16 protein-coding genes and 2 pseudogenes are annotated in these 22,942 nt (G+C 58.3%); 10 read left to right on the top strand and 8 right to left on the bottom strand.

All coding sequences use genetic code 11. From position 1 onward, the window contains the following. Window positions 1-783: 783 nt before the first annotated feature. The gene (gene gbdR / locus AC0IXS_RS17290; protein ID WP_004888066.1) at window positions 784-1,887 is read left to right on the top strand and encodes a choline metabolism transcriptional regulator GbdR; all 1,104 of its coding nucleotides are present in this window, start codon (window positions 784-786) and stop codon (window positions 1,885-1,887) included. A gap of 116 nt (window positions 1,888-2,003) precedes the next feature. On the opposite strand, the gene AC0IXS_RS17295 is transcribed toward gbdR, so the two are convergent. Beyond that, complete coding sequence (locus tag AC0IXS_RS17295) at window positions 2,004-2,876, bottom strand: methyl-accepting chemotaxis protein (RefSeq protein WP_471826258.1); 873 nt, start codon at window positions 2,874-2,876, stop codon at window positions 2,004-2,006. After that, window positions 2,859-3,629: pseudogene (locus tag AC0IXS_RS17300) on the bottom strand (MCP four helix bundle domain-containing protein); the annotation flags it as partial. The pseudogene AC0IXS_RS17300 and the gene AC0IXS_RS17295, both read right to left, overlap by 18 nt. A 419-nt stretch (window positions 3,630-4,048) precedes the next feature. Between AC0IXS_RS17300 and AC0IXS_RS17305 the strand changes: the two are divergent. The 7 genes and pseudogenes from AC0IXS_RS17305 to AC0IXS_RS17335 form a co-directional block, all read left to right on the top strand. Further along, window positions 4,049-4,282: a hypothetical protein gene (locus tag AC0IXS_RS17305; RefSeq protein WP_004888063.1), complete on the top strand. Its 234-nt coding sequence runs from the start codon at window positions 4,049-4,051 to the stop codon at window positions 4,280-4,282. Beyond that, window positions 4,279-4,581 (top strand): cell division protein ZapA, encoded by a 303-nt coding sequence (locus AC0IXS_RS17310; RefSeq protein WP_004888061.1) that lies wholly within the window; start codon window positions 4,279-4,281, stop codon window positions 4,579-4,581. Before AC0IXS_RS17305 ends, AC0IXS_RS17310 begins: the two co-directional genes overlap by 4 nt. 332 nt (window positions 4,582-4,913) lie before the next feature. After that, window positions 4,914-6,275 carry a DUF6861 domain-containing protein gene (locus tag AC0IXS_RS17315; protein WP_471825265.1) on the top strand — a complete coding sequence of 454 codons (1,362 nt, stop codon included), beginning with the start codon at window positions 4,914-4,916 and terminating at the stop codon, window positions 6,273-6,275. Between the two features lie 10 nt (window positions 6,276-6,285). Continuing rightward, the gene (locus AC0IXS_RS17320; RefSeq protein WP_471826260.1) at window positions 6,286-6,903 is read left to right on the top strand and encodes a GAD-like domain-containing protein; all 618 of its coding nucleotides are present in this window, start codon (window positions 6,286-6,288) and stop codon (window positions 6,901-6,903) included. A gap of 182 nt (window positions 6,904-7,085) precedes the next feature. Continuing rightward, on the top strand, window positions 7,086-7,775 hold the full coding sequence (locus tag AC0IXS_RS17325) for a polymorphic toxin type 15 domain-containing protein (protein ID WP_471825267.1): 690 nt from the start codon (window positions 7,086-7,088) through the stop codon (window positions 7,773-7,775). Between the two features lie 12 nt (window positions 7,776-7,787). Then, the gene (locus tag AC0IXS_RS17330) at window positions 7,788-8,405 is read left to right on the top strand and encodes a GAD-like domain-containing protein (RefSeq protein ID WP_471825269.1); all 618 of its coding nucleotides are present in this window, start codon (window positions 7,788-7,790) and stop codon (window positions 8,403-8,405) included. A gap of 19 nt (window positions 8,406-8,424) precedes the next feature. Then, window positions 8,425-8,547 (top strand): annotated as a pseudogene (locus AC0IXS_RS17335) (cell division protein ZapA); the annotation flags it as partial. Between the two features lie 175 nt (window positions 8,548-8,722). On the opposite strand, the gene AC0IXS_RS17340 reads toward AC0IXS_RS17335, so the two are convergent. Together AC0IXS_RS17340 and AC0IXS_RS17345 are read right to left on the bottom strand one after the other, a co-directional pair. Then, window positions 8,723-8,983, bottom strand: coding sequence for a hypothetical protein (locus tag AC0IXS_RS17340; RefSeq protein WP_471825271.1), 261 nt, complete (start codon window positions 8,981-8,983; stop codon window positions 8,723-8,725). 106 nt (window positions 8,984-9,089) lie between these two features. Beyond that, entirely contained in the window at window positions 9,090-9,320 is a 231-nt protein-coding gene (locus tag AC0IXS_RS17345; protein WP_025995006.1) for a DUF6124 family protein, read from the bottom strand. Window positions 9,321-9,697: 377 nt separating this feature from the next. Between AC0IXS_RS17345 and AC0IXS_RS17350 the strand changes: the two genes are divergently transcribed. Further along, on the top strand, window positions 9,698-10,534 hold the full coding sequence (locus AC0IXS_RS17350; protein WP_004888053.1) for a 23S rRNA (adenine(2030)-N(6))-methyltransferase RlmJ: 837 nt from the start codon (window positions 9,698-9,700) through the stop codon (window positions 10,532-10,534). Between the two features lie 340 nt (window positions 10,535-10,874). Here the strand turns inward: AC0IXS_RS17350 and msrA are convergent, their stop codons facing one another. The 4 genes from msrA to aceE form a co-directional block, all read right to left on the bottom strand. Continuing rightward, window positions 10,875-11,522, bottom strand: coding sequence for a peptide-methionine (S)-S-oxide reductase MsrA (msrA, locus tag AC0IXS_RS17355; protein WP_057409686.1), 648 nt, complete (start codon window positions 11,520-11,522; stop codon window positions 10,875-10,877). Window positions 11,523-11,669: 147 nt separating this feature from the next. Beyond that, window positions 11,670-14,363, bottom strand: a complete 2,694-nt coding sequence (locus tag AC0IXS_RS17360; protein ID WP_057409687.1) for a putative bifunctional diguanylate cyclase/phosphodiesterase — start codon at window positions 14,361-14,363, stop codon at window positions 11,670-11,672. Between the two features lie 766 nt (window positions 14,364-15,129). Continuing rightward, on the bottom strand, window positions 15,130-16,773 hold the full coding sequence (gene aceF, locus AC0IXS_RS17365; protein WP_025993068.1) for a dihydrolipoyllysine-residue acetyltransferase: 1,644 nt from the start codon (window positions 16,771-16,773) through the stop codon (window positions 15,130-15,132). A 142-nt stretch (window positions 16,774-16,915) separates the two neighbouring features. Beyond that, on the bottom strand, window positions 16,916-19,561 hold the full coding sequence (aceE, locus tag AC0IXS_RS17370) for a pyruvate dehydrogenase (acetyl-transferring), homodimeric type (RefSeq protein WP_471825274.1): 2,646 nt from the start codon (window positions 19,559-19,561) through the stop codon (window positions 16,916-16,918). Between the two features lie 382 nt (window positions 19,562-19,943). Between aceE and glnE the strand changes: the two genes are divergently transcribed. Continuing rightward, window positions 19,944-22,901: a bifunctional [glutamate--ammonia ligase]-adenylyl-L-tyrosine phosphorylase/[glutamate--ammonia-ligase] adenylyltransferase gene (gene glnE, locus AC0IXS_RS17375; protein ID WP_191953974.1), complete on the top strand. Its 2,958-nt coding sequence runs from the start codon at window positions 19,944-19,946 to the stop codon at window positions 22,899-22,901. The last annotated feature ends 41 nt before the right edge of the window (window positions 22,902-22,942 follow it).

Here is a 22,942-nt window from a genome sequence, read left to right on the forward strand (position 1 = left end):
CGATCATGTAACAGGCAAAATCAAACGCATACTGGGGGCGTCGTATCCAGTACAGGCGGGGTCGCATCCAGTGTGCGCAAGGTCGCTTACAGATTTATTCCAACGTGCAAGCGCACTTCTACAGGGGTGGAGCAGCCAGAAAACGGCCAAAAACGTCTGCTGGCTGTGCTGCTCGAGGCCTATGGCGCTGATGGGTATGGGCATGTCGGTGCCGGGCGTCGAGCGCTTGCGTGAAGGCCCATGCTGCGGGCGGTGCGGCTCCAGCGTAGCAGAGCAGGGCACAGGCACTCGGGCCTGAAAACCGGTCATGAACCCGTTCATGACGAGCAGCGCCTTCGCGAACGCGGTCTTTTTGAGGGGGTTGTTCCGGGTTAGTTCCGGGATGGCAGGGTCATGGCCCGACCTTGCAGCTGCAAACGGCTGCTCGATTTTCGAACATCAGCCCCGAAAGCCGCCACGTTTTAGCGCGAAATCGGGGCTGGCTGTTTACCTGCGCCCCTGTGCTTTGGGTAGCACTCCCCGAGTAGTCACTCGGTTGCCGTTTCCTTGCAGTGCTACCGAATTGCTCACACGGCAACGCCTTGCGCAGTCCTCCACGTCGCAAACAGACAGGCACGTCGCTACCGGATAGACGCATCGCGACGTCGTTTTCAGGGGTTATTGAATGGCTGATCAAATTCAGGCACGGGATTTGCGATGTCATTGCAAAGCCCTCGATGGATGAAGGCTATAACAAGAGCCTCGCCTGAGGCCGACCCCCGCCACGTGAGAGGAGATAGTGTGATGACATCGTTCAATCAAGGGGCTCAACCCCAGAACCGCGCCCCACAATCCATCGGCTTTCTGCTGCTGGACAACTTCACACTGATCTCCCTTGCATCAGCGGTAGAACCTCTGCGAATGGCCAACCAGTTGTCGGGCCGTGAGCTTTATCGCTGGACCACTCTGAGTGTGGACGGCGGTCAGGTCTGGGCCAGTGACGGTTTGCAGATCACCCCGGATGCAGCGATGCATCAGGCACCGGTCATGGACACCGTGATCGTCTGTGGCGGTGTCGGCATTCAGCGCACTGTCACCCGCGAGCATGTGAGCTGGCTGCAAAGTCAGGCGCGCCAGTCCCGTCGGCTGGGTGCCGTGTGTACGGGCAGTTGGGCTCTGGCCTGCGCGGGTCTGCTGGACGGTTTCGACTGCAGCGTGCATTGGGAATGTCTGGCGTCCATGCAGGAAGCCTTTCCGCGAGTAGCGATGAGCACACGTCTGTTCACCCTCGACCGTAACCGTTTCACCAGTTCCGGTGGCACCGCGCCGCTGGACATGATGCTGCACCTGATCAGTCGCGATCATGGTCGTGAACTGTCGGCAGCGATTTCCGAGATGTTCGTCTACGAGCGTATTCGCAACGAGCAGGATCACCAGCGCGTGCCGCTCAAGCACATGCTGGGCACCAATCAGCCCAAGCTTCAGGAAATCGTGGCGCTGATGGAGGCCAACCTCGAAGAGCCGATCGACCTCGACGAACTGGCCGTCTACGTCGCCGTTTCCCGCAGACAACTGGAGCGGCTGTTCCAGAAATACCTGCATTGCTCGCCGTCGCGCTACTACCTGAAGCTGCGTTTGATTCGTGCCCGGCAACTGCTCAAGCAGACGCCGATGTCGATCATCGAAGTGGCCTCGGTCTGCGGCTTCGTCTCCACGCCGCACTTTTCCAAGTGCTACCGCGAATACTTTGGTATTCCGCCGCGTGACGAGCGCGTAGGCTCCAACACCGCACAGCAGGTCGCCATGATGCCGATCCCGCAGGCATTGGTACTGGCTCCGCTGTCAGGGCCGATGTCGGCACTCAGTCAGGCACGTAATGAATCGACGTTTGCGAGTGTCAGGCTGTAGAGACGTAGTCGCGCTCAGGACCGGACGCGGAGCGTCCTGAGCGGCATTCCCACGCGGAGCGTGAGGAACGATCAGTTACGTTGATCGTTCCATGCAGAGTGCGGGCAGAGCGCTGATCAGAGGGCGAATCGCCCCACCATGCTGTTCAAATCAACCGCCAGGCGCGACAGCTCGGTGCTGGCGGCGCTGGTCTGGTTGGCGCCGGTGGTGGACTGTGCGGACAGGTCACGGATGTTGACCAGATTACGGTCCACTTCACGCGCCACCTGCGCCTGTTCTTCGGCTGCGCTGGCGATCACCAGATTGCGCTCTTTGATTTCTTCCACCGCAATGTTGATGGTGTCCAGCGCCATGCCTGCGCCCTTGGCAATGCTCAGGGTCGATTCGGCCCGCTCGGTGCTGTTGCGCATCGACGTCACAGCCTGTTCCGTACCGCCCTGAATGCTGCCGATCATGCGTTCGATCTCGCTGGTCGACTGCTGAGTGCGATGGGCGAGGGCGCGAACTTCGTCTGCCACGACCGCAAACCCGCGACCGGCTTCACCCGCGCGTGCCGCCTCGATGGCCGCGTTGAGCGCCAGCAGGTTGGTCTGGTCCGCGAGGCCCCGAATCACATCCAGCACCTTGCCGATGTCACGGGATTCATTCGCCAGATTGCCGATCAATTCAGCAGTTTCCTTCACATCGCCGCTCATGCGTTCGATGGCGCCGACGGTTTCCAGCACCAGATCACGACCGTCACCCGCCGAAGCGGTGGCATTGCGTGACGCTTCAGAAGTACTGGTCGCGTTGCGCGCCACTTCTTCCACCGCGCTGGTCATTTCGTTGACTGCCGTTGCGGCCTGCTCGATCTCGTTATTCTGCTGCACCAGACCGCGCGCGCTTTCATCGGTCACGGCGTTCAGTTCTTCAGCGGCGGACGCCAGTTGGGTGGCTGAACCTGAGATGCGCTGCAGCGTGTCGCGCAGCTTGTCCTGCATGGTTTTCATGGCCTGCAACAAGCGACCGGCTTCGTCAGTGCCGTCAACCTTGATTGGTTGAGTCAGGTTGCCCTGGGCAATGGTTTCGGCAGCATGCAGTGCAACGGCAATAGGGGTCGTAATGCTTTTGATCAGCATCCAGGCAAACACCAGGGTCAGCAGGGTGGCCGCGACCAGCAGGGCGATGACCATGTCGAACGCCGACTCGTATTCCTCGGCTGCCTGCTTCTTCACCTGCATCAACTGTGCGGTGTTGATCTCGACCAGCTTGATCAGAACGGCATTCATCTGATCGGAGTTGCTGAGCATGTCTTTATTGAGCAGGTCCTGCAGCTCGTCGACCTTGTTGGCGAGCGTCAGCGTCTTCATGCGCGATTCAAGCTCACGGTATTGTCCGAGCAACTGCACATACTGGTTATAGAGGTTGCGCTCGTTCGGGTCGCTGATCAGCCTCTCGTAAATGGCCTGGGCGTCGTTGATCTGTTTGTTGCGCATGGCCAGCAACTCGATGGTCTTCTGCTGGATCTCCGGCTCGCGGTTGACCAGCAGACGGTACGACAGCACTCGCAGGCGGATACTGACCTCTGCAAAACGATCAAGGCTCTTGATGCTGGGCACGTTGTTATCGGCCAGTACTTCGGTCGCGCTGCGGATCTTGCTCATCTGAGAGAGCGCGAAGACACCAAGGATCAGCATCAATGCGCCGATCATGGCAAAACCGAGAAAGGCGCGCGGGGCGATATTCATATTGCGAAGGGACATAGATGGCTTCCAGAGTCAGGGTGCGCAATCCATGCGGCAGAAACAATAAGTAACGTGAATGCGTGCCTATCGGTCGAACGACTGGAGACTTGAGCGCAATGGGATGACCCATAGACGTTCGATTGATGACGTTTTTTTCATCCGCATGCGATTTCCCTCGCAAAGCCTTGAAAGTACTGGCGATAGGGCGTTTCGGCATATGGCACCTTGCCCATGGGCTGTGCGTTTATGTCGCAGGCCGGGACGGTCTGACGAACAGCCGGAACAAGATCCCAGAATCGCAGTCACAAGGCCCCCATGCGTTCCTTTACAGACGTGTCCATGGCGTAAGACGCCAGCGCCGTAGGGCCTGAGCGCTGGCATGCGCAGTGACTTTTCTTTATCGTGTGCGCCCGTTGAAATTTGCTCGAGTAATCAGAATGTTGGAAGCCTCCCTAAGCCAGTTGGAACACCTTGTCGGTGATCTGGTGCAACAGAACCAGAACCTGCAGAACACGAATGCCCAGCTCACTGCCGAGCTGGCCAAAGTCAGGGATGAAAACGACAGCTTGCAATTGAGCCTGATGGAGCAGGAAGAAAAGCAGGGCAGCACCGCCGCCCGCATTCAGGCACTGGTTGACCGGGCGACCAGCGCAAGCGCTGTCGAAGCATGAACTTCGACCGAAACGGGGTGACGGTCCTGTCCATCCTGGGTAACCAGTATTCGGTGAAGGCGCCGGAAGGCGAGGACGTCAAACTCCTGCAGGCCGCCGCGATGCTCAACGCCTCGCTGGCCGACACCAAACGCAAATACCCGACCCTGATCGGCGACCGCCTGCTGGTGCTGGCCGCGCTGAACCTGTGCTCCCAGCAGATCGACCTGAAGGACAAGCACAAGGGCGAACTGGCGCGGTATGAAGATCAGGTCAGTGCGACGGTTGATGTGATTGCCAAGACCCTGTCGCAGGGTTGAGGTCTTTCAGCGCGCTCAGAGTCTGAATTTAATCGTGATCGTGACCACGCTCCGCGTGGTCATGCAGCCCGTGACGCTCCGCGTCATACCCGATTCAGCTCTGGCTCTGTCTGTAAGCCGCAAGCGCAGGCAGCAGTTGCTGGTCGATGGCCTGGAGCACGGCCGGTAGTGTGCCCGAGCCTGCCCCCCCTAAACAGGTCCCTTGGGTCTGGCGTCAGACTTTGCCAAGAAGTCCGTAGGACCAATCAGAAATGCCCAAACCGCTTTGACTTCACTCCCCTCCATCCCTATCGTCCCTGCGCAACGATGCACAGCTGTCAGGGAGACGCTGAATGCCGATATGGAATATCGTGCCCACATGGTTCGAGATAGAAAACCGCATTATCCACAGCATGGGCTATCAAGGTGGCGGCACTTACCACAGCCACAACAATAAACCCGTCCCGACGCTAGCGCTTCATCTCCGCCGCATCAACCACCTCAGAAACGCATTTACTCATGCCGGATGGACGGCTGCCGACAGGTTGAGGCGACGTTTTTCGGACATCGACATCTCCTGTATCGTCAATGATCTGATCGACGTTGCAACCCAGGTCGCCATGATTGTCGCAGGTAGCACCTTGACCGGAGGTGCCATCGGGGCTGGCGTGGGTGCCTTGTTTGGTGGAGCAGGAGCAGTTCCGTTTGGCGCCGCAGGCGCAATGATGGGCTTGCAGGTCAGCACCTGGATACTGAGTGCGTTGGGCTTGAAGTCGATTGCCGAATTCCTCGTCGATGGTCTTCCACGTATCGGTGAGTATTACCTGAGCGGGATTTCCATCGTGTGTAACGGCACACGAGGCGATCATGGTCTCAATCCTTTTGGCGGTGATGACTTCCAGTCCGTGGATAGGGCTGCGGATCAGATCGCGCGAGGCCATGAAGAAATGGTGCTGCTGTTATTGGGTGCCATCGTTGCTTACCTCACCCGTGGTCGTGGTAACGCTTCCGTGCTGGCGAGCGAAATGCAGGCCAGCTCAAAAGGCGCAAGGTTGGGGCAGTGGATGCTCAAACATGAGGACGCGCTGAAAAAGCGCACCGACCTGCCACAATCCGAGCCGCGTAGAAGTGCAGCTGGCCGTGATGAACAACCGGCCCCGCCTCCCCCTCGCCAAACGGACCAGCCTTCACCGAAAAAACCGATGGGCATGCCCGAGCACAAGGTGCCATGCTTCAATGTGAGCCCGAAACACTTTGATCGGATTCCTGAGTTTGACCGGCAGTTGGCGGGTCAACAGAAGGGGCTGAATGATCTGACGGTGGATGAATATTTGAAGGGGCGGGAGGCTTTTACGAGTAAGGATGTGGTTAGGGATCCGAAGGTGGCTAAAGCTGCGCGAGAGCAATTCACGAACAATATGGTGGTCAATATTGTTCGTGAGTTAAGGTCAAAAAATATCTCAGTGGGGCAGGCAAAAAATTTAGCCAACCAGCTAGCCTCGGAAAAAATGGATACTTTGGCTGCATTGCATAATCCGGATCTTTTTGCTGGAGGAAAAGACAAAATTAATGATTTCGGTGATCGGCGTGTTAACTCGAGTATAGGGCCTCAATGGTCTGCTCGCATCAGCGGTCTCGACGTGGCGGCGAAAAGTATTCCCAAGGCTGATCGTGGCACTATGAAGATTAATGCAAAGCTTGAAAGATGTAGATAAGGAGCAAGTTGTGGATGAGGATTATGCATATTTTGTTAAAAACTTTGGGCCTTCAATTACTCGCGAAGAGGTTCCAGAATCAAGTATTGCTCGATACCAAGGGAAACTTCCCAAGCAGCTATTAGATTATTGGAGCGAGTACGGTTGGTGCGGATATGCAAGTGGGATGTTTTGGGTTGTCAACCCTCAGCCCTATCAAGAAATACTCGATCAGTGGCTCGCCGGTACAGAGTTTTATGGTCAAGACAATTATCATGTCATTGCACGCGGTGCTTTTGGAATGCTTTATGTGTGGGGAGAGAAAAAAGGGCATTGCTTGACAATATCCTCGCTGATGGGTCGCTTCTCCTCACATTCTTCAACGTTTACGGAAGACAATCTTGATCTTGGGGCTAGAGTCTTTTTTTCGTGTCTAGAGCCTGATCATAATGATCTTATCGAGCTTTTTGAACCGGCCCTTGATGCTCTTGGCATGCTTAAAAGCGATGAGATGTACGGCTTCGTGCCCGCCCTCGCGCTCGGCGGTCCTATGGAGCTGAAAAATCTACAAAAAGTTAAAGTCATCGAGCATCTTGAGTTTCTTTCGCAGCTCTCACCGCTTCAAGACTGGGGATTTCCTGATATCTGAATAATTAAAGAACAAGGCGATGGGGTGATTTTACACGAAGGTGATTGTCCCACTGCCAGGGTTGAAACTGCAGATCAGACCGCGCGAGGCCATGAGGAAGCGGTGCTGCTGTTACTGGGTGCCATCGTTGCATACCTTACCTTACCCGTGGTCGTGGTAACGCTTCCGTGCTGGCTAGCGAAATGCAGGCCAGCTCTAAGGGAGCAAGGCTCGGCCAGTGGATGCTCAACCATGAGGACGTCCTGAAGAAACGCACCGATCTGCCACAATCCGAGCCGCGTAGAAGTGCAGTTGGCCGTGATGAACAACCGGCACCACCTTCCCCTCGCCAAACGGACCAGCCTTCACCGAAAAAACCGATGGGCATGCCCGAGCACAAGGTGCCATGCTTCAATGTGAGCCCGAAACACTTTGATCGGATTCCTGAGTTTGACCGGCAATTGGCGGGTCAACAGAAGGGGCTGAATGATCTGACGGTGGATGAGTATTTGAAGGGGCGGGAGGCTTTTAATAACGGTAATGCCATACGTGATCCGAAAATAGCAGAGGATGCGCGTAAGGTTCTCAGCCTTGAAATGGAGGCGAAAATCACGGCCATGTTGAGGTTGGATGGTGCGGGTTTAGAAGAAGCAGAAAGAGAAGCCAAGAAAATCGTTTCACAAAAAATGACAGCATTGGCAGCGCTGCACAACCCAGATATGGTCGCAGGCGGTAAAGATGTTATCAACGATTTAGGAGATCGACGTATTAATTCGAGTATCGGACCTCAATGGTCTAGTCGTATAGGAGGGCTAGATAATGCCGCCAGCCAGATACCTGACGCGCTTCGCAATACAACCAATATTAACGCCCGCCTTGAGCGATGCAGATAAGGAGAGTTAGCAGTGGATGAAGATTATGCTTTCTTTTTAAAGAAATTTGGTCCGGCAACCGTAAGTCATACAGTTCCATTCTCCAGCATTAAACGATATGAAGGAAAGTTGCCTGCTCAGTTATTGCAATATTGGGAGAGTTATGGGTGGTGCGGATATGCCAATGGATTGTTCTGGACTGTTAACCCGCAGGATTATGAGCCAATTCTTGAACGATGGCTCGTGGGCACAAAATTTTCAGAACTTGATAAATATTATGTGATTGCACGTAGTGCATTTGGGCAGATTTATCTGTGGGGGGAAGATACCGCTAATAGCTTATCAGTCAGTAGTTATTTGTCACGCTACTCATATATTCCTTCTGTTCTGAGTCGCGAAAAATTTGATTTCGGTACTCGACTGTTTTTTTCAACGATGCAGCCAGAGCGTAATGACGTGGATCATTTATTTGAGCTTGCCCTGAAAAAGCTCGGCCCGCTTGAAATTGATGAAATGTACGGCTTCGTACCTGCCCTCGCGCTGGGTGGCCCGATGGAGTTGAAGAATCTGCAAAAGGTTAAGACGATTGAGCATCTTGAATTTCTCTCTCAACTCTCGCCGCTACAGGATTGGGGTTTTTCTGGTCTCTAGATGCTTTTGCATTTGAACAGCGCTGAACCTGTGCTCCCAGCAGATCGACCTGAAGGACAAGCACAAGGGCGAACTGGCGCGGTATGAAGATCAGGTCAGTGCGACGGTTGACGTGATTGCCAAGACCCTGTCGCAGGGTTGAGGGCGGGCTTGCCGCAGACACTGGACCGTGGGAGGCGGCTTGCCGGCGATAGCGTCACTTCAGTCACTTGCCTGGCGCCTGAAAACCGCTTCGCCGGCAAGCCGCCTCCCACACGAATCATGTTTCGTCAGTCGGGTACGTGTTGTCTGAAGATGGACTGCGCGTCACACCTGATTCAGCCCTGACTCTGTCTGTACGCCGCCAGCGCAGGCAGCAGTTGCTGGTCGATGGCCTGGCGCACGGCGGGCAGGATGGTTGCGCTGCCGGTCAGGAGTTGTTCGACCAGACGCCGAAGTGCGGTGGCGCGTTCGGCGTCGAGGCCTCGTACCACGTGGGCGCAGGCCTGTTCGGCTGTTGCGCCGCCGGGCATGTCGAAGCCCAGCGCCCTGAATTGGCCAATCAGGTCTTCTTGATCAATCAGGTCCGCGTGCATCATGGCGTGTCTTTCCTTGTTCGAATGTGCCTCGATTCTGGTAGCAGCCTTGCGCTCGGGCAACCCTCGTTGATCAACAATGGCCGGATTGGCTATGAACGTGTCGTTTTCAGTCGGTGGCCATGCTGTCCAGCGTCAGGTCGACCATGGTTTTGGCCATTTCCGTGAGGTGCATGATCGATAGGGTCAGGTCGCGTTGCGCGCCGCTCATGCTGTCGCTGAATTCGTAGGCGCTGGTGACGGCGCAGCGCAGCAGGTCGCTGGCGTGCATGAGCGCGTCTTCATGGCTCAGGTCGGGGTTGGCTTTGAAAGCGGGTGGGGCTGGAACGACTTTTAGCATGTGATGTATCTCCTGAAATTTCAAAGAAGACCATCACCTTCGGCTACTAAACGAGGGTGGTGATCATGCGCAGGTAGTAGCCCGGTCCAGGAGCCCGGTGCACCCGAAGATGCCCCACGCACGACCACCATAAAAGCAGGCCGCAAAAAAGCGCCTTGCATAAGGTGGCGCAGTGCGCCTGGAGAACGAGGGCTACTATTCCTCATCGCTGAATTTGCAGCGACCGGCGCAGAGTAGTGACCGGGATCGACAGGCACAAGGGCCGGGGAGTTTCTCGGAAATGTCCTGCAAAGGAAAGGGATCGGTCCCGCAAATTCGTTACAAATTCTTGTTCACCGCTCAGTTTTGCTAAACTGCGCAGCCTTCCAGGAGCTGCCATGAATTACCGTCACGCCTACCACGCCGGCAACCACGCCGACGTGTTCAAACACATCGCACTGACTCGCTTGATCGCCCTCATGGCGCGCAAGGAGCAGCCGTTTGCCTACCTCGACACCCACGCAGGGCTCGGGCTGTACGACCTCAAGGGTGATCAGGCCACCCGTACCGGCGAATGGCTGGAAGGCATCGGCCGTCTCTGGGAAGCGGCGGACGTGCCTGCGCTGGCTGCCGATTACCTGCAGGTACTGCGCGACATGAACCCGGATGGCGAGCTGCGCTATTACCCCGGTTCGCCCGAGCTGGCCCGCCGCCTGACCCGCGAGCGCGAACGTGTGCTGCTCAACGAGAAGCACCCCGAAGATGGGCGTCTGCTCAAGGAAAACATGAAGGGCGACCGCCGCGTTGCCGTTCACCTGGGCGAAGGCTGGCATGTACCGCGTGCCTTGCTGCCGGTTGCCGAAAAGCGTGCCGTGATGCTCATCGATCCGCCGTTCGAACAGCTCGATGAAATGAAGCGCTGCGCTGTGGCGCTGAAAGAAACCATCGGCCGCATGCGTCAGACCGTGGCCGCTATCTGGTATCCGATCAAGGATCCACGCCTGCTGAGACGCTTCTATCAGGACCTCGCCGAGACCGGCGCACCCAAGTTGCTGCGCGTTGAATTGTATGTCCACCCGCTGGACACCCCGGCCAGCCTCAACGGCTCAGGCCTGGCCATCGCCAACCCACCGTGGGGCCTTGAAGAAGAACTGCGCGAGCTGATGCCGTACCTGGCCGACAAACTGGGCCAGACCCAGGGCGGCTGGAAGATGGATTGGTTGATTGCGGAGTGAATGACTGATCGTTCCACTCCAGCGCTCATCGTTATACACAAGTCGCAACGCGCATCTGGAGCGGGCACTATTTCGGCCTTGGGAGCGGACCGGGCAGCGTTCCGTTTGTCCGCGAAAGCTGGTACATCCGACAAAGATCCAGCGTCTGAAACGCAGTATTCGCGGACAAGTCCGCTCCCACTTTCGGGCACTGCGTTCCTTCAGGTCGATTTGTGTATAACGATGAGCGCTCCAGCGTGGTAACGCCTCTCAGGACGCTTCGCGTCCGCTATCGAAGGTGACGCAGAGCGTCACGGGCTGCATGCCCATGCGGAACGATGGGCATGATCAGTCGTAGCCATCAGGCCGGCAGACAAACCCCGGTACCGCCCAGGCCGCAATAGCCCTGCGGATTCTTGGCCAGGTACTGCTGGTGATACGCCTCGGCGAAGAACACGGTCGGTGCCTCTTCGATTTCTGTGGTGATCCCGCCCAGACCGGCCTTGCTCAGTTCTGCCTGGAAAATCTCGGCACTGGTCTTGGCTGTATCGAGCTGTTCAGGCGTGGTGCAGTAGATCACCGAGCGGTATTGCGTGCCGATGTCGTTGCCCTGACGCATGCCCTGGGTCGGGTTGTGCGCTTCCCAGAACACTTTAAGCAGCGACTCATAGCTGATCTTTTCAGGCTCGTAGACCACCAGCACCACTTCGGTGTGGCCGGTGAGGCCGGAGCAGACTTCTTCGTAAGTCGGGTTCGGCGTGTGTCCGCCCGCGTAGCCAACCACGGTGCTCACGACACCTTCCTGTTGCCACAGGCGGCGTTCTGCGCCCCAGAAGCAACCCATGCCGAAGATGGCGAATTCCACGTTGTTGGAGAACGGCCCGAGCAGCGGGTTGCCGTTGACGTAGTGGGTTTCAGGCAGCGCCATGGGTATTTCGCGGCCCGGCAGTGCTTGTTCTTTGGTAGGCAGTACGTTCTTGTTCACTAGAATTTCCGAGCGCAGAGTCATGAACCATATCCTCTCGTTTAGAGACAGGCAGCAGGGGCCAGGACAGATGAATGCAATTACATAGGTCCCGTTACACGTAGAAACAAGTGCTGCCGTGTAAAAACAGACCGACAGTGTGCCCGACTGGGCTGGGTGCAGGAAGAGGGATCAGGCCGACGGTCGGCGCGGGTAACGCTGCAGCTTCTCGATCAGCGCTTCGCCCGGGATCGGTCTGTCGAACAGATAACCCTGCCCGACGTCGCAGCGATGACGGCGCAGGAAAGCCAGTTGGGCGGCGGTTTCAATGCCTTCGGCGACCACCTTGAGCTTGAGGTTGTGCGCCATGGCGATGACCGCCGACGTGATTTCCATGTCGTCTTCGTCATCCGGAATATCGCGGATGAAGCTGCGATCGATCTTGATCACGTCGATGGGAAATTTCTTCAGATAACTGAAAGACGAGTAGCCAGTGCCGAAGTCGTCCATGGCCAGCGACAGGCCAAGCTTCTTCAGCGAGTCCAGCTGCTGGCGCGTGTCTTCGGTGGCTTCCAGCAACAAGCCTTCGGTCAGTTCCAGCTCCAGCAGCGAGGCGTCCAGCTCTTCCTCCTTGAGGATCGAGGCAATCGAGGACACCAGCTCCGGGTCGGAGAACTGTTTGGGCGAAACGTTGATGGCCACTTGCAGATTGCCGAAGCCCGCTGCGGTCAGGTCCTTGCTCATGCGGCAGGACTGGCGCGCGACCCACTTGCCGATCGGAATGATCAGGCCGGTTTCTTCCGCCACGCTGATGAACTGGTCGGGACGAATCATGCCTTTTTCAGGATGGTTCCAGCGCAGCAGCGCTTCCATACCGATCAGCCTGCCGGATAACAGGCACAGCTTGGGCTGATAGAACACTTCCAGCTCGTTCTGCGTCAGGGCACGGCGCAGGTTGTTCTCGACGAACAGCTTGTAGCTCGCCTCGGCGTTGAGTGCTTCAGTGAACACTTGTACCTGATGTTTGCCGTTGGCCTTGGCTTTGTGCAGCGCCAGCCCCGCGTTCTTCATCAGCGTTTGCGGATCACGCCCATGCAGTGGCGCGCAGGCCAGGCCCACGGAGCCGGTGACGCTGATCAACTGGTTGTCGACGAACATCGGCTTGTCCAGCGTCGCCAGTACCTGGCTGGCGATATTCTGACCCGCTTCCTGATCGGTGTTATCGAGCAGCACGGCAAACTCGTTACTGGCAAAACGCGCCAAGACGTCCGTCGGGCTCAAGGTGTTACGCAGGCGGCGTGCAAGGCTGATCAGCAGCTTGTCGCCGGTCTGGTGGCCGAGGCTGTCGTTGATGCGCTTGAAGTTGTCGATATCGACCAGCAGCAGGCTCATGGGCGTATCGGTGTCACGGTCGAAGCGTTCGTCCAGATTGCGAATGAACGCAGGCCGGTTGCCCAGGTTGGTCAGGTTGTCGGTGTAGGCCAGGCGCTCGATGCGCTGCTGGGCCAGCTTGCTCTGGGTGATGTCTTCGTAAATGCCGATGTAATGCGTCAGCTCGCGGTTGTCGCCGTACACCTTGGAGATCGACAGCTGACTCCAGTAGGGTTCCAGATTCTTGCGTCGGCTCTTGAACTCGCCCTGCCAGCTGTTGCTGGTGGTCAGGCTGGAATTGGCTTCCAGCAGCAATTCGTTGAGGTTTTCCAGCGCAGGTAATTCAGAGAGTTTGCGGCCTGCGACCTCTTCGGAGCTGTATTGGGTGATGGCCGTGAAGCTCGGGTTGACGTACTCGACCACGCCGTCGCAGTTGACCAGCAGAAAGGCATTGGCGCTTTGCTCGACCGCACGCTGGAACAAATGCAAGGCATTGGTCGCGGCGCGGCGATTCAGGTTGTTGATGACCTGCGCGAACTGGTCGGCCAGCTCACCGGCAAAGGCGATCTCGTCGGACTGCCATTCACGCGTCGAGCCGGTCTGTTCAAGGCACAGCACACCCACCACCTGGCCGTCGATGCGAATGCTTGCGTCGAGGGTGGCGTTGGTTTGCTGAGGACGGAGGCTCTCGGCCAGCTCACGCGTGCGCGGATCGGACTGAATGTTGAACGCATCAATCGCCCGGCTGGTGTGCAGTGCCTGCAGGTAGCTGGGGTAAGGGCTGACATCAATGACTGCACGAGACCGGTAGTCGCCGGTCAGCCGGTGGTAATCGGCGATCGGCTCCATGCACTTGTCATTGAGGTTCCAGATGCTGGCGCGGTCCACGTCGTAGATGACGCAGGCGCTTTTGGTGATCAGCTCTGCAGCTTCCAGCAGGGTATTGGTGGTGGTGTAGCGATGCCGCGTCAGGCGCAGGATCAGGTCTTGCTGGGCGCGGACGCGCTCCAGATGCGCATATTGATCACGCTGCGCGCGCTGGTTCAGCTCCAGGGCGATCTGCAGGCGGGAGTTGCGGGTTTCCAGGTCACTGTCGACCGCCACTTCGCCTTCTGCAAGAGCGTCTTCGACGATGAGGAAATAACCGCGCAGCAGATGGCGATTGTGCTGTTTGTAGGCTTCACCGATTTCCAGAAGGCCAAGCGGGCCTCTGGGCGTGTGCAGTGTGTAGCGAATGCTGTAATTGTTGGATGTCGCCAGCTGCAATTGCACCTCGTCATGCAACTGATAGCGCGCTTCTGGCTCCATCAGGCTGGCGTAGGGCGAGCCAATCAGGGCGCAGAGATCCACGGCAGGCAGGCCGAACTGTTTTTCACAGTTAGCGTCGAGGTACAACAGCGCCCAATTGGCTTCGTTAAGCCGCTCGAAACGCAGCATGCCCAGGCGCGAAGGCACAGGCAATTGCGTCACTACCTCGGCTGCGGATCTACCGGCAGCATCGGTCTGGCTCTTCATCAACAAATTCGCTTCCGGAATACTGATTGCGTTGGGCCAAAGGCCTGTTTCCGCGTATGGCAAGGTTGCATCATGCGGGCAATGCTTACAAGAGACCACGGTGGCTTAGTGCTATAAAAGTGTCGGCCGCAAGAGCCAGTTCTTCAGCGCAGATGGTCGGATAGGCGAAACGATTCAGTTTTGAGGGGAAAAAGGCGTGTTTCTGCTGGGGCATGCCTATGCATAGCGCTCATCGTTATACACAAGTCTGCTTCACCCCTGATCGTGCCCATCGCTCCGCGTGGGCATGCCTCCCGTGACGCTCCGCGTCACAAATGGCACAGATTGCGGACTCAGTGAGCCGAGCGCATGACGTGGGTAACGCTGGAGCTTGGCCACGCATCTGCGCCACATTCAAGTGCGGACGCGGAGCGTCCTGAGCGGCATTCCCACGCGGAGCGTAGGAACGATCAGCGTAATCTCAAGCACGCCGATCACGCCCATGCTTGCGCTCAGCGTTATACCCAAGTCTTGCTGCAACTACGGACTGTGGGAGGCATTCAGCCAGACACTTTCCTTTTTCGCCCCGTTTCGAGCGTCCTCCAGACTTGTGTATAACGATGCGCGCAGAGCATGGGCGCGATTGTGCACAACAACCGTCGCACGTCACCGATGACAACCAATCTGCAGGCAAAAAAAGCCCCGCTTGAAGGCGGGGTTGAGGTTCGAGCGTGGCAGCTCGTAAACACGTGCGGCAAGGCCCGCTGTGAGGCGGGCCTGCTCGGGCTTACAGCAGGATTGTGCGGATGTCCGCCAGCAATTCGCTCAAGCGCTTGGTGAAGCGGGCAGCGGCCGCGCCGTTGATCACGCGGTGATCGTAGGACAGCGACAGAGGCAGCATCAGCTTTGGCTGGAAGGCTTTGCCGTCCCAGACAGGCTGGATGGTAGCCTTGGAAACACCCAGGATCGCCACTTCCGGCGCGTTGACGATTGGCGTGAAGCCAGTGCCGCCAATGTGACCGAGGCTGGAGATGGTAAAGCAGGCGCCCTGCATGTCGTTGGCGGTCAGCTTCTTGGTGCGTGCTTTCTCGGCCAGTGCAGCGGCTTCGGCAGCCAGTTGCAGCAGGCTCTTCTGGTCGACGTCGCGGATGACCGGGACCAGCAGGCCGTCCGGGGTGTCCACGGCGAAACCGATGTGCACGTACTTCTTGCGGATCACAGCCTTGCCGCTTGGTGCCAGCGAGGCGTTGAAGTCAGGCAGCTCCTTGAGCAGGTGGGCGCAGGACTTGAGCAGCAGAGGCAGAACGGTCAGCTTGACGCCAGCCTTCTCGGCAGCGCCTTTCTGCGCGACGCGGAAAGCTTCCAGTTCAGTGATGTCGGCCTGGTCGAATTGCGTGACGTGCGGGATGTTCAACCAGCTGCGGTGCAGACCGGTTGCGCCCAGTTGCATCAGGCGAGTCATCGGCACTTCTTCGATTTCGCCGAAACGGCTGAAATCGACTTCCGGGATCGGCTGGATGCCCATGCCGCCGCTTGCGCCGCCGGCGGGTGCGTCCTTGGCCTTCTGCATCATGGCCTTGACGTAAGTTTGAACGTCTTCCTTCAGCACGCGGCCGTGTGGGCCGGTGGCGCTGACAGCGTTCAGCTCGACGCCGAATTCGCGGGCCAGTTGACGAACCGCCGGGCCTGCATGGACCTTGGCGCCGTCTTTGGCCGGTGCAGCCGGTGCTGGCGCGGCTTCTGCCTTGGGAGCAGGTGCTGCGGCCGGAGCCGGTGCGGCTTCAGTCTTGGCCGGTGCGGCCGCCGGTGCGCTGGCTGCCGGAGCAGGAGCGGCGGCAGGGGCTGCGCCTTCGACTTTCAGCTTGAGGATCAGGTCGCCGGTGCCGACTTCCTGGTCCAGTTTGACTTCGATGCTTTCGACAACGCCCGCGGCTGGAGACGGGATCTCCATGCTGGCTTTATCGGATTCCAGGGTGATCAGCGATTGATCGGCCTGGATGCTGTCGCCGACCTTGACCATCAGTTCGATGATCTTGGCCTTGCCCGACGAGCCGATGTCCGGCACGTGGATGTCTTGTACCGAAGCGGCAGCGGCAGGCGCTGGTGCTGCGGCGGGAGCCGGTGCGGCTTCAGCAGGTTTCTCGGCAGCAGCCGGAGCTGCAGCAGGTGCGGCCTCGGCCGGCGCGGCAGCCGCTTCGCCTTCGATTTCCAGCTCGAACAACTCGTCGCCTTCTTTCAGGCGGTCGCCCAGCTTGACCTTCATGGCCTTGATCACGCCCGCCTTGGGAGCCGGGATTTCCATGCTTGCCTTGTCGGACTCAAGCGTCAGAACGCTCTGGTCAGCTTCGATGCGATCACCGACCTTGACCATCAATTCAATGACTTCACCTTCACCGTTGCCGATGTCGGGTACGCGAATTAGCTCACTCACTCTGTATCTCCTTGGGAGAACCTGTTCACTCACGAATACGCTGGTTCAGTTACAGCAAAACAGCCTTGGATGCTCATTTACGCGAGGTAAATTCCGCATCTTCGGCTGTTCACGCCCTGATCAGCGCTCTTGAAGCAGACTCTTAGCAGTCCAGTGGATTGCGTTTTTCTGGATCGATGCCGAACTTTGCAATGGCTTCAGCCACGACTTTAGGTTCGATATCGCCGCGATCAGCCAAGGCTTCCAGGGCTGCCAGCACAACGAAGTGACGGTCGACTTCAAAGAAGTGACGCAGCTTCTTGCGGCTGTCGCTACGGCCGAAACCGTCGGTGCCCAGTACTTTGTATTCCTTGGTTGGAACCCACTGACGAATCTGGTCAGCGAACAGCTTCATGTAGTCGGTCGATGCGATGACCGGACCCTTGCGACCGTTCAGGCACTGCTCGACGTAGCTCAGCTCAGGCTTCTGGCCCGGGTGCAGGCGGTTGTTGCGCTCTACCGCCAGACCGTCGCGACGCAGTTCGTTGAGGCTGGTTACGCTCCAGACGTCAGCGCCGATGTTGAACTCGTCACGCAGAATCTTCGCCGCTTCGCGAACTTCACGCAGGATGGTGCCCGAGCCCAGCAACTGGACGTGGTGCGCCGCTTCCTTGGTGTCTTCTTCGAGCAGGTACATGCCCTTGATGATGCCGTCTTCCACGCCGGCCGGCATGGCTGGCTGGGTGTAGGACTCGTTCATCACGGTCAGGTAGTAGAAAACGTCCTGTTGTTCTTCGAACATCAGGCGCATGCCTTCACGAATGATGACAGCCAGCTCGTAACCGTAGGTCGGGTCGAAGGTGCGGCAGTTCGGGATGGTCGAAGCCAGGATGTGGCTGTGACCGTCTTCGTGCTGCAGGCCTTCGCCGTTCAGTGTGGTACGACCGGCGGTGCCGCCGACCAGGAAGCCACGGGTGCGGCTGTCGCCAGCAGCCCAGGCCAGGTCGCCGATACGCTGGAAACCGAACATCGAGTAGAAGATGTAGAACGGAATCATCGGCTGGTTGTGGCTGCTGTACGAGGTACCTGCAGCGATGAAGGAGGACATGGCGCCCGCTTCGTTGATGCCTTCCTCGAGGATCTGACCCTTCTTGTCCTCGCGGTAGAACATCACCTGCTCTTTATCGACTGGCTCGTAAAGCTGGCCGACGGAGGAGTAGATGCCCAGCTGGCGGAACATGCCTTCCATACCGAAGGTACGGGCTTCGTCCGGGATGATCGGAACGATGCGCTGGCCGATTTCCTTGTCCTTGACCAGTTGGGTCAGGATGCGCACGAACGCCATGGTGGTGGAGATTTCGCGGTCGCCCGAACCGTCAAGGATGGCCTTGAGGGTTTCCAGCGGCGGCGTCGGCAGGTTGAAGCTCTGTGCGCGACGCTGTGGCACGAAACCGCCCAGTGCGGCACGGCGCTCGCTCAGGTAACGGGCTTCGGCGCTGCCTTCTTCCGGCTTGTAGAACGGCAGGGCTTCGAGTTCGGAGTCCTTGACCGGGATGTCGAAACGGTCACGGAAGTGACGCAGGCTGTCGACATCGACCTTCTTGGTGTTGTGCGCAGTGTTTTTCGCTTCACCGGCGCCGGTGCCATAACCCTTGATGGTCTTGGCCAGAACCACGGTCGGTTGACCCTTGTGGTTGACGGCTTCGTGATAGGCCGCGTAGACCTTGTACGGGTCATGACCACCACGGTTGAGTTTCCAGATCTCGTCGTCGGACAGATCGGCAACCATCGCCTTGAGTTCAGGCGAGTTGAAGAAGTGCTCACGGACGAACGCGCCGTCCTTGGCCTTGTAGTTCTGGTATTCGCCGTCGATGACTTCGTCCATGCGACGTTGCAGGATGCCGTCGACGTCCTTGGCCAGCAGTGGGTCCCAGAAGCGGCCCCAGATGACTTTGGTGACGTTCCACTGAGCACCACGGAACACGCCTTCCAGTTCCTGGATGATCTTGGCGTTGCCGCGAACCGGACCGTCCAGACGCTGCAGGTTGCAGTTCACGACGAAGATCAGGTTGTCCAGCTTCTCGCGACCGGCCAGGGCGATGGCGCCCAGGGATTCCGGCTCGTCGGTCTCGCCGTCGCCCAGGAAGCACCAGACTTTCTGCTTGCCTTCCGGGATGAAGCCGCGGTGTTCCAGGTACTTCATGAAGCGTGCCTGGTAGATCGCCTGGATCGGGCCAAGGCCCATGGATACAGTCGGGAACTGCCAGAAATCTTTCATCAGCCACGGGTGTGGATAAGACGACAGGCCATTGCCATCGACTTCCTGACGGAAATTGTTCATCTGATCTTCGGTGATGCGGCCTTCCATGAACGCACGGGCGTAAACGCCTGGCGATGCGTGACCCTGGAAGTAGATCAGGTCGCCGCCGTGTTCGTCGGTCGGGGCCTGGAAGAAGTAGTTGAAGCCGATGTCATACAGCGTGGCACTGGAGGCGAAGCTCGAAATGTGACCGCCCAGATCCGGGTCGTTCAGGTTGGTTTTGACAACCATGGCCAACGCGTTCCAGCGCACCAGCGAGCGAATGCGGCGTTCCATGAACAGGTCGCCAGGCATGCGTGCTTCGTGGGTGACAGGAATCGTGTTGCGGTAAGGCGTGGTGATGGCGTAAGGCAGCTGCGAACCACTGCGGGTGGCGAGTTCGCCCAGACGGGTCATCAGGTAATGAGCACGGTCTTCGCCTTCTTTGTCGAGAACCGATTCCAGGGCGTCCAGCCATTCCTGGGTTTCGACGGGATCGAGGTCTTGCATGGCTTGCTCCAGGGCGGAAAGGCTTCCAGAATCGGTTGCCTGAGTTTGCGACTGGCCTTGTGGGCAGACGACATAAATTCTTGGATTACCGGAGGTTGGCCCGGCGGCGTGTAGTTTTACTACAAATCGACGACTATTTCAGCCCTCCGAGTTACGTAGCCAGTAGTAAAACTACAGAGAAGCGACCAAATCGCTCCTGTTGTGTTGTGAGATAAAACGTTACTGTTGATGTGTTTCGAATGTGTTGCGGTAAAAAGTCGGAATTTTATGCTTCTAAAACGATTTTTCCAGCAATTTATAACCTTTGTTCGACAAGCGGCAGTGGCAGGTCAATCTCGCAGTCATGGCAGGTAGCCCGTTGCACGCCGATCAAGGATAGACCATGAGCCTACCTTTACTGGCCGATTTTCCGGCCATCCTGCTGCCATTGATTACCCGTGCACAACAGACATTTCGTACAGCGCTCGCTGATTTATCTGCCGATGCACTGACTTCTTTCGAAGCTTGGCCCGAGTCGCGCCGCCTGGCGTTCGACCGGGTCTGCGCAGCCAGCGATTTCGTCACCGAGCAGATTTGCCGCGATCCACGCATGCTGCTGGACATGGCCGATTCAGGCGAACTGGAGCGTAGCTTCTCGGCAGGCGAGTTGCGCGGGCAAATCGCCGACGCCTTGAGCACCGCGACCACTGACGATGAGTTGGGGCGTAATCTACGTCGCCAACGCATGCGGCATCAAGTGCGGATTATCTGGCGGGACCTGACGCGTCAGGCAGACCTGATCGAGACCTGCCGCGACCTGTCGGACATGGCCGATGCCTGCATCGACCTGGCCTGTCACTGGCTGCACGAGCGTCTCTGCCAGCAGTTCGGCACGCCCACCGGGCGTCGCACGGGGCTGCCGCAGCAGATGGTGATTCTGGGCATGGGCAAGCTGGGCGCGGTCGAGTTGAACCTGTCGTCCGACATCGATCTGATCTTCGGCTACCCGGAAGGCGGCGAGACCGTCGGCGTAAAACGCCCGCTCGACAATCAGGAGTTCTTCATTCGTCTGGGGCAGCGGCTGATCAAAGCGCTGGACCCGGTAACCGTCGATGGCTTTGTGTTTCGCGTCGACATGCGCCTGCGGCCTTACGGTTCATCCGGGGCATTGGTGCTCAGCTTCAATGCCCTGGAGCAGTATTACCAGGATCAGGGCCGCGACTGGGAACGCTACGCGATGATCAAGGCCCGCGTGGTGGGCGGCGATCAGAAGGCGGGCGCCGAGTTGCTGGAAATGCTGCGTCCGTTCGTCTATCGCCGTTATCTGGATTTCTCGGCCATCGAAGCGCTGCGCACCATGAAGCAGCTCATTCAGCAGGAAGTGAAGCGCAAGGGCATGGCGGAGAACATCAAGCTCGGCGCAGGCGGTATTCGTGAAGTCGAATTCATCGCCCAGGCCTTTCAGCTGATTCACGGCGGTCGCGACTTGAGCCTTCAGCAGCGGCCGTTGTTCAAGGTCCTGAAGACCCTGGAAGGCCAGGGTTATCTGCCTGGCGCCGTGACCGAAGAATTGCGCGAAGGTTATGAGTTCCTGCGCTACACCGAACATGCGATTCAGGCGATTGCCGACCGGCAGACCCAGATGCTGCCGGATAACGAGCAAGATCAGGCGCGCATCGCGCTGATGATGGGCTTTTCGGACTGGGCGAGCTTTCACGAACGACTGATGTACTGGCGTGGCCGCGTGTCCTGGCATTTCCGTCAGGTCATCGCCGATCCCGATTCCGACCCTGATGAAGAGCAGGAGGACGACAGCGAAGTCATCGTCGGCGGCGAATGGCTGCCATTGTGGGAAGAATCCCAGGATGAAGAGGCCGCCAGTCGCCAGCTTTCCCAGGCCGGCTTCGTCAACGCCGAGACAGCGATCAAGCATCTGGCGAACCTGCGTAGCAGTCCGCACCTGCGTTCGATGCAGCGCCTCAGTCGCGAGCGTCTGGACGCCTTTATTCCACGTCTGCTGGCGCAGGCGGTGGAGCATGACAAACCTGATCTGGTGCTTGAGCGCGTGTTGCCGCTGGTGGAAGCGGTGGCCCGGCGTTCGGCCTATCTGGTGCTGCTCACCGAGAACCCCGACGCGCTGCGCCGTTTGCTGACCCTGTGCGCCGCCAGTCCGTGGATCGCCGAACAGATCGCCCGCTTCCCGTTGCTGCTCGATGAGTTGCTCAATGAAGGCCGTCTGTTCAATCCGCCACTGGCGCCTGAGCTGGCCGCCGAACTGCGCGAGCGGTTGATCCGCATTCCCGAGGATGACCTTGAGCAGCAAATGGAAGCGCTGCGGCATTTCAAGCTGGCCCATAGCCTGCGAGTGGCGGCGTCGGAAATCACCGGCAGCCTGCCATTGATGAAAGTCAGCGACTACCTGACCTGGCTGGCCGAGGCGATACTTGAACAGGTACTGGCGCTGGCCTGGCGTCACAGTGTGGCGCGACACGGCACGCCGTCGCGGCCTGACGGCACGTTATGCGATCCGGGTTTCGTGATTGTCGGGTACGGCAAGGTGGGTGGCATCGAGCTGGGCCACGGGTCCGACCTTGACCTGGTGTTCATTCATGACGGCGACCCGCAGACCGAAACCGACGGCGCCAGACCGATCGACAGCGCGCAGTTCTTTACCCGGCTGGGGCAACGGATCATTCACCTGCTGACCACTCAGACCAACTCCGGCCAGCTGTATGATGTCGACATGCGGCTGCGTCCGTCCGGCGCCTCGGGGCTGCTGGTCAGTTCGCTGGGCGCTTTCGCGCGTTATCAGGACAAGGAGGCCTGGACCTGGGAGCATCAGGCACTGGTCCGCGCCCGTGTACTGACCGGCAGCCCCGATGTGGGCCGCGAAGTCGAGAAGGTGCGCGCCGACGTGCTGGGTCGCGAGCGCGATCTGGACAAGCTGCGCGCCGAAGTCAGCGAGATGCGCGCCAAGATGCGTGACAACCTCGGCAGCCGCCTGACGGCGGCGGGCAGGGGAGCCAATGCCTTTGAGTCCTCCATGCCGTTCGACCTCAAGCAGGACGCCGGAGGTATCGTCGATATCGAATTTATGGTGCAATACGCGGCCTTGGCGTGGTCCAGAGAGCATCCGGGGCTGCTGCAATACACCGATAACATTCGTATTCTCGAAGGGCTGGAAGAGGCCGGGTTGTTGCCCGACGCCGATGCCAGCCTGTTGCGCGAAGCCTACAAGGCGTACCGTTCGGCGGCGCACCGTCAGGCGTTGCAGAAGCAAGCGGGTGTGGTCAGCGGCGATCAGTTTCATTGCGAACGGCGTGAAGTGATGCGGATCTGGGCGCAGATGGGGTTGAGCTGAACGGACGACATGCCGTTCGTTCACAACAAGACTATATAAAG

The organism is Pseudomonas sp. AC016 (assembly GCF_979253365.1).

Coding starts and splice junctions, on each gene's coding strand:
- AC0IXS_RS17305 (WP_004888063.1), top strand. CDS start 4,049: ATGTTGGAAGCCTCCCTAAGCCAGTTGGAACACCTTGTCGGTGATCTG.
- aceE (WP_471825274.1), bottom strand. CDS start 19,561: ATGCAAGACCTCGATCCCGTCGAAACCCAGGAATGGCTGGACGCCCTG.
- AC0IXS_RS17340 (WP_471825271.1), bottom strand. CDS start 8,983: ATGATGCACGCGGACCTGATTGATCAAGAAGACCTGATTGGCCAATTC.
- AC0IXS_RS17345 (WP_025995006.1), bottom strand. CDS start 9,320: ATGCTAAAAGTCGTTCCAGCCCCACCCGCTTTCAAAGCCAACCCCGAC.
- msrA (WP_057409686.1), bottom strand. CDS start 11,522: ATGACTCTGCGCTCGGAAATTCTAGTGAACAAGAACGTACTGCCTACC.
- AC0IXS_RS17360 (WP_057409687.1), bottom strand. CDS start 14,363: ATGAAGAGCCAGACCGATGCTGCCGGTAGATCCGCAGCCGAGGTAGTG.
- AC0IXS_RS17315 (WP_471825265.1), top strand. CDS start 4,914: ATGCCGATATGGAATATCGTGCCCACATGGTTCGAGATAGAAAACCGC.
- gbdR (WP_004888066.1), top strand. CDS start 784: ATGACATCGTTCAATCAAGGGGCTCAACCCCAGAACCGCGCCCCACAA.
- AC0IXS_RS17350 (WP_004888053.1), top strand. CDS start 9,698: ATGAATTACCGTCACGCCTACCACGCCGGCAACCACGCCGACGTGTTC.
- AC0IXS_RS17295 (WP_471826258.1), bottom strand. CDS start 2,876: ATGAAAACCATGCAGGACAAGCTGCGCGACACGCTGCAGCGCATCTCA.
- AC0IXS_RS17325 (WP_471825267.1), top strand. CDS start 7,086: ATGCAGGCCAGCTCTAAGGGAGCAAGGCTCGGCCAGTGGATGCTCAAC.
- AC0IXS_RS17310 (WP_004888061.1), top strand. CDS start 4,279: ATGAACTTCGACCGAAACGGGGTGACGGTCCTGTCCATCCTGGGTAAC.
- glnE (WP_191953974.1), top strand. CDS start 19,944: ATGAGCCTACCTTTACTGGCCGATTTTCCGGCCATCCTGCTGCCATTG.